Origin of the sequence: Flammeovirga sp. OC4 (genome assembly GCF_000812565.1) — a bacterium.
GTDB lineage: Bacteria > Bacteroidota > Bacteroidia > Cytophagales > Flammeovirgaceae > Flammeovirga.
In genome coordinates, this window is the sequence record NZ_JTAM01000121.1 from 1 (window position 1) to 5,310 (window position 5,310).

General features: G+C 34.0%; 3 protein-coding genes. All 3 read left to right on the top strand.

What is annotated here, in order from left to right:
- Nucleotides 1-85: 85 nt before the first annotated feature.
- The 3 genes from uxaC (at nt 86) to PL77_RS29135 (ending at nt 5,269) form a co-directional block, all read left to right on the top strand.
- Entirely contained in the window at nt 86-1,498 is a 1,413-nt protein-coding gene (gene uxaC, locus PL77_RS29125) for a glucuronate isomerase (RefSeq protein ID WP_044213351.1), read from the top strand.
- Nucleotides 1,499-1,798: 300 nt separating this feature from the next.
- Nucleotides 1,799-2,503, top strand: coding sequence for a bifunctional 4-hydroxy-2-oxoglutarate aldolase/2-dehydro-3-deoxy-phosphogluconate aldolase (locus PL77_RS29130; RefSeq protein WP_044213352.1), 705 nt, complete (start codon nt 1,799-1,801; stop codon nt 2,501-2,503).
- 525 nt (nt 2,504-3,028) lie between these two features.
- Nucleotides 3,029-5,269, top strand: coding sequence for a hypothetical protein (locus PL77_RS29135; protein ID WP_044213355.1), 2,241 nt, complete (start codon nt 3,029-3,031; stop codon nt 5,267-5,269).
- Nucleotides 5,270-5,310: the final 41 nt, after the last annotated feature.

A 5,310-nucleotide genomic window follows, 5' to 3' on the forward strand; every position in this document is an offset into this window, starting at 1 on the left:
CAAAAACCACTTTTCGTAATTCTTACTCAAACATTACAGACATACACTCGTGAAATTTGATCGTGTCGTATAAGAAAATACTAACATGAAACCATTTATACACGAAGATTTCATTCTTGAAAATCAATACGCTAAACAGCTTTTCCACGATTATGCGAAGGATATGCCCATCATAGACTACCATAATCATCTTTCAACGAAAGACATTGCAGAGGATAGACAATATCAGAACATCACGCAAGCGTGGTTGGAAGGAGATCACTACAAGTGGAGAGCGATGAGAGCGAATGGTGTCAGTGAAGAATACATAACGGGAAATAAATCTGAAAAGGAGAAATTTATGAAATGGGCGGCAACTGTCCCACATACACTAAGAAACCCGTTATTTCACTGGACGCATTTAGAACTGAAGACTTATTTCAATCTTGATACTTTACTTTCTTCATCTTCAGCGAATGAAGTGTATGATCAAACTTCCAATTTATTACAACTTCCGGAAAACAGTTGTAGAAATCTATTAGCTCAAAAAAATGTAAAGTTAGTAGGGACTACAGATGATCCTTTAGATACTTTAGAGGACCACCAGAAAAATAACAAGGAAAACAAAGTGACCATGGTATGCCCGACATGGCGACCTGATAATATATTAGGAATTGAAAAAGGGAAAGACTTTCTAAACTATGTTAGTCGCTTGGAAGAAGTGGCAGGCAAAGAGATTACTTCATATGAAATCTTACTGGAAGTATTGAAAGATAGAATGGCTCACTTCAATGCGGTGGGTTGTAAAATGTCTGATCATAGTTTATCAGAAGTACCCACGGGTGAGGCTGAAATTGAAGAGGTGGAAGGTATTTTTAAGAAGTCATTAAAAGGAATAACGTTGACCAAAGAAGATCAAAATGCATACAAAAAGCATTTATTGATCGAAATGGGTAAAGAGTACCACCGTTTAGGTTGGGTAATGCAGTTACACGTTGGAGCATTAAGAAATAATTCTGAAAGACAATTTAAAAATTTAGGTCCAGATACAGGTTTCGATTCCATTTCTGATAGCAATCATGTGATTCCACTTTCAAAGATTTTGAGTGATATGGATTTAAAAGGACAATTGCCGAAAACCATCATTTACAATCTTAACCCAGCTGACAACTATCCAATGGGAACATTAGTGGGGAATTTCCAAGACGGGATCACTCCAGGTAAAATTCAACTGGGTTCTGGTTGGTGGTTTTTAGATCAGAAGGAAGCCATGGAATGGCAAATCAACACGCTTTCTAACATTGGCTTGCTAAGCAAATTCGTAGGAATGCTCACTGATTCAAGAAGTTTCCTTTCTTTCCCAAGGCATGAGTATTTCAGAAGAACACTTTGCAACCTATTAGGGAATGATATTGAGAAAGGGTTGATCCCTAATGACATCAATTGGGTCGGTAGCTTGGTGCAAGACATTTGCTATAACAATATCAAGCAATATGCTTTCTCAGATCTAGAATTATAATGGAAGAGGTGTTTTAGGTAAGAGGTAACAGGTGAGAGGGAAGAGGTATGAGGTATAGTATTTTTTCAATTTGGTAATTCATCAAATTGAAAGTTTACCCTCTGTAGAGACGCAATGCCTTGCGTCTCACGAACCACCTAAAAAACATTTTCAGAACTATAAATATAAAGCATTTTTATTCCCTAGTCCTTATTCATATAAAACAATAAAAGATTGAATGTAAGGGCTAATCTCTGTCTTGTTTTGTGTGTGTTTGACGGAGAGAAGCCCTTTACAATAAAGACATAAAAGTAGTAACAAATGGCAAAGTTTTCAAGAATTGAAGTAATACAGAAAATGGGTGAAATTGGTATGGTTCCCGTTTTCTTTCATAAAGATATAGAGGTCGCCCAACAAGTTTTGAAGGCTACGTATGAAGGTGGATGTAGAGTTTTTGAATTTACCAATAGAGGAGATGGAGCACATATCATCTTTCAAGCCTTATTGGATTATGTTAGAGAAGAACTTCCTGAAATGATGTTAGGAATTGGCTCTATTGTAGACCCAACCACTGCAGGCTTATACATTCAGATGGGTGCGGATTTTATCGTTTGCCCTCTTTTAAATGAAGAAGTAATTAAGATTTGTAACCGCAGAAAAGTGGCAGTAAGCCCAGGATGCGGATCGGTATCAGAGATAGGTAGAGCAGAAGAGTTAGGCGTAGAGTTAGTAAAAGTATTCCCAGCAGCACAAGTAGGCGGTCCAGGTTTTATAAAAGGAGTGAAAGCACCATGCCCTTGGTCTACCATCATGCCTACAGGAGGAGTGACGACTGAGAAAGAGAACATTGCCTCTTGGTTGAAAGCCGGAGCACATTGTGTGGGAATTGGATCAAATCTTATTGTAAAGGATGCTTTAGGGAATATAGATTTTGAAGGCATCAAAGCATTGACCACTCAAGTTGTGAACGATATCATTGATATCAGATCTGTATCACCAAAAGAAACTCCCGTTTTAGCGAACTAGAGTAATTTGCTAAACAATACGGTTTTCTATTTAATAACCTCAACGATTAAATTGTTTGAATAAAGTGATTTAGCCGTTGAGGTTTTATTATTAATACATTGTGAGCTGAATACCATTCCTGTCATTTTAATGTATGCAAAATGTTATAGCAATTAATAATTAGTATTACATTTTTATAATCAAAAAAAGTATTTAAATTGAAAGAGAAATAAACAGCAAATGACAAGCTAATTTTCATTGTATGTTTAGCAACCCCTATGTATGCTACTTCAATTTACTTAAACCAAAGTCTTATATTGACTAAAACAAATTAATTATGAGACCAGCTTTTTCTAATCAAACTACTTCCACAAATTCCACTCTTTTAATCTCTTGAAAATGTGTTCAGAACGATACGTTTTTATCATCTTCACTCTTTGATGACTGGGTTTGTAGGTGTATATAATTAGCAAAGTAGACTACGAAGTAACTAGACCAAATAGGGAAATTGTACCAAAATATTTTTCATTTAACAACATTAGATCCATGGATTTAAAATCAATTTTGCCATCAACCTTAAAGGTATTTAGTGACGACACATTGTTAGACAAAAAGGAATTTTCTTTAGAAGACATTTCTTTTGATGACACACAACAATTTCCATTGTCTGTTTTTAACAATGCAGTAAATTTAGAACTGACAACTGATGCTGGATTAAAAATCAATGTTTATAATGATAAGGATGATTTTGATGAGGAGGGTAAAAAATCTTTAAGTTTGAAAAATGTAGGGTGTGGAGAAGATATCAGTACATTATTGAATTCATCTTCAATGATAGAATATCAATTGGCAGCCAACCTAAAGGCTAAAGGTTCTACTTCGATTAAAGATATTTTTACATTAAAAGCAAACACTTCTGCAAGTGCAAAATTATCCTTTTTAAAATGGCACGACCTCAATGTAACAACCAAGGAGGCTGTAAGTAATGATTTAGCTAATTTTAAACACATTCTAACGAATGATTACATTCAAAATTTAGGGGAAAATGAAGGCGTTCGTTTTGCTTTTGATGCTGGTGTAGGACTAAACTTTAGTGTTGATGTTGTTGAGTTGATGTCAACAATTCTCAATCCTTCAACAACTCTAATTGATAACAACTTTCTTTTTAAGGTAAATACAGATTTAAAGCTTTCTTTTGAAATGAAGAGGCTTGGAGATTATGAAACGTGTTTAAGAGTTAAACCTGATGGAAAGGTAATAGTTCAAATCTCTAAATTGAAGGAAAAAGTTGTCGAAGGGAAATTGGCTGGAAAACTGTCCTTTAGTTTGACATCTGAAAGTAAGAATGCTGTAGAAAAGTTAATCAACGAGTACTATGAAGGTTATTTGGGAGATACTTTTGACAATATAGATCAATATGTTAATGATGATAATATTGAAAAACTTAAAAAATTAGGTGAGCGATTATTAGGTACAGATGATATTGAGTACCTCGATGAGATCAAGGATAAATATGAAGAAATAAAAAAGACCGTTTCTGATCATAAGGAAAGTATCTCTGAAACACTGAACGAAACTTTAGTGGCGGAAATGTCCTATGCAATTAGAAAGTTAAAATCTTCTCAATCACTTATTACTTTTGAAACGGATAAAGCCACGATTTCTAATAATTTAAAAGAGTTGCTGACCTTTAAAATCGATCATTTTCAGCATTCAGATTTAGAAGACGTTGTGAATGTGAAAGAGTTCTTGGGAATAGAAAGAGAAAATAAACTTCATCAATTTAATTTCTCTTTAAGACTAGGAAAGTGGGGAGTTGGAAGAAGTCGTTCAACTGAAATTGACGTCAAAGAAACAATATATAAGGGAGATAAAGACCTTAGGGAAATTGACTTTGGCGTTACCAAGAATTTTACGCAAGAGAAATATCATAAGGATTACTCAAGAAGCGTTATTTTTGATTATGATGTTATCACTACTGAACCTCAAGAAGTACTAAAGTATTCTGATCTAGAACATTCAATCACCATTAAAATGAAATCGACTTTCGGAAGTAAATTCAAGAAGGCCAAAAAGCATTTAAGATGGGATTTCAATAGTGCTTCAATTTTTGAATTACTCAAAGATGAAAAATACGAAAAAACACTTGATGAGGCATGTACTAAGATTGATGATTTTGAGGGAGTGACTTCTGAATTAGTACTCCGTTTTCCTAATAAATTACTTCGATTGATAGTACCAAAAATTAGTGCAAATTATGCTAAAGATAATTATTGGAGGTTGTTGGGTATAGCAGAGGAGCCTTTTGAGGATATTCCAGAGTCTTATATTGCCAATATGCGAGGAGCATTTTATGGAACATTATTTAGTAGGTTAAACCCACAGAAAAAGATAGATTTAACTCTTCTGGAAGATGCTTTTAGCCAATATGATCCTAAATGGAAGAGAAAGATAAAGAATAGATTTAAACCTGTAGGTAAAAACAATAAGATTCTAAATTTTGTAAGATGGCATAACTTTAGAGATGATAATCTCGAGAAAGCCATTATGTCTTTAAAGACAATTTTTAATGCAGATAATCAAGTTGTAAACGGTAAAAAAGACAATCATTTCTATGATCTTTTCGGAAAAAAAGGCAAAACAGGTTTTATCCATGAAATGCACGGTGACGATCATGAAATTCTGGGTAGATTACTACTTGAATTTGTAAAGCAAAATGATCTATCAAGCGAGATTCAAAAATCATTTGTAATTAAAAAAGGAGATGAAAATATAATCAATCTATAAATTAGTGCTAAGAGAGGCTGTCTCATAACTCATCAGTTATG